At 33.7% G+C, this 1,354-nt stretch carries 3 protein-coding genes and 1 tRNA gene; 1 reads left to right on the top strand and 3 read right to left on the bottom strand.

All coding sequences use genetic code 11. The features are described from left to right. Positions 1 to 27 precede the first annotated feature (27 nt). The 3 genes from VB711_RS24395 to VB711_RS26570 form a co-directional block, all read right to left on the bottom strand. Positions 28 to 612, bottom strand: a complete 585-nt coding sequence (locus VB711_RS24395; RefSeq protein ID WP_323289004.1) for a Uma2 family endonuclease — start codon at positions 610 to 612, stop codon at positions 28 to 30. A gap of 115 nt (positions 613 to 727) precedes the next feature. Beyond that, positions 728 to 859: a hypothetical protein gene (locus VB711_RS26575; RefSeq protein WP_416233616.1), complete on the bottom strand. Its 132-nt coding sequence runs from the start codon at positions 857 to 859 to the stop codon at positions 728 to 730. Continuing rightward, positions 849 to 971, bottom strand: coding sequence for a hypothetical protein (locus tag VB711_RS26570; RefSeq protein ID WP_416233615.1), 123 nt, complete (start codon positions 969 to 971; stop codon positions 849 to 851). Before VB711_RS26570 ends, VB711_RS26575 begins: the two co-directional genes overlap by 11 nt. Positions 972 to 1,168: 197 nt before the next feature. On the opposite strand from VB711_RS26570, the gene VB711_RS24385 reads away from it, so the two are divergent. Next, positions 1,169 to 1,250 (top strand) — tRNA-Leu (locus VB711_RS24385). Positions 1,251 to 1,354 lie beyond the last annotated feature (104 nt).

The following is a 1,354-nucleotide window of genomic DNA, read 5'->3' as shown; positions in this document are numbered from 1 at the left end:
AAACTACACAATTTAAGGTTTTTGGTTTTACATTTCCGCATTAAAATCTACTTTATCATAAATATCTGCCAGCAAAATTTGGCAGGGAACAGAAGCTAAATTTAAGTTAACATTTTCATCTGTAAATTCTGAAAAAATCCATTTATTGTTATCGCTTTTCCAGTATTGTTCAATGTGCATTGTATATTGGTCAATTAAAATATATTCTTGAAAGCTAGGAATAGTCCGATAAGCTGCAAATTTCTGATCTCGGTCATTGTTGCTGGTAGATTTTGATAAAACTTCAGCAATCATTACCGGGTTAGTCAAAGTGTCTTTTCTTCCTTCTTCATAAACCAAGGGATTTTGGATCACCATCACATCAGGATAGGTGTGAATGCGTTTTTCAGGAATCCAAAGACGTTGATCTGTGACGAACACACGATAAGGTTGACGTTTAAGTAGAAAATTTAGCGTACCACTGAAATTTAGTGCAATTTGATTATGATTTGGTGTTCCACCTGTCATTGGTATAATTAATCCATCAATATATTCGTGACGTATTTCTGAATTTACTTCTAATTCTAGATATTCTACTGGTGAATAATAGCGTGTTTGTTGTGCGATCGCCATAATATTTTAAACCATAATGTTGCAATTTATTCAAATATTATCATTTTTTTTGAACATTGGGAGACTATCGTAATAATCTCAAACCCTAATGTTTCCTATCCCGTGAGTAAATCCTTTACATTTCCGCATTAAAATCTACTTTATCATAAATATCTGCCAGCAAAATTTGGCAGGGAACAGAAGCTAAATTTAAGTTAACATTTTCATCTGTAAATTCTGAAAAAATCCATTTATTGTTATGTTCCACCTGTCATTGGTATAATTAATCCATCAATATATTCGTGACGTATTTCTGAATTTACTTCTAATTCTAGATATTCTACTGGTGAATAATAGCGTGTTTGTTGTGCGATCGCCATAATAGTTCAAACCATAATATTCCAATTTATTCAAATATTATCATTTTTTTTGACTTCTGATGAAATGGGGGGTTTCCGTGTTGGAAAACTCTATCTATTCTATCAAGCAGAAAACATCATAATAGTCTCAAAAAAATATTTATTCCAACCTGTTGCCAAAATCAAAAAATAGGTTATGATAGGAAAGTTGAAACCAAGGGCGGGTGGCGGAATTGGTAGACGCACCGCACTCAAAATGCGGCACCGAAAGGTATAGGAGTTCGATTCTCCTCCTGCCCATTAGTAAAAAGTACATCTCTCCTATACTCAAGAAGGTTAGGATATGGACTTTTGCAAAATTACGAAAGACCTGGATTTGTAGGGGTTTAGGGATGCTCATTGGT

The organism is Cronbergia sp. UHCC 0137 (assembly GCF_034932285.1).
GTDB lineage: Bacteria > Cyanobacteriota > Cyanobacteriia > Cyanobacteriales > Nostocaceae > Cronbergia.
Note: the sequence above shows the minus strand (reverse complement) of the source record. Positions and strands in the feature narration are given on the sequence as shown.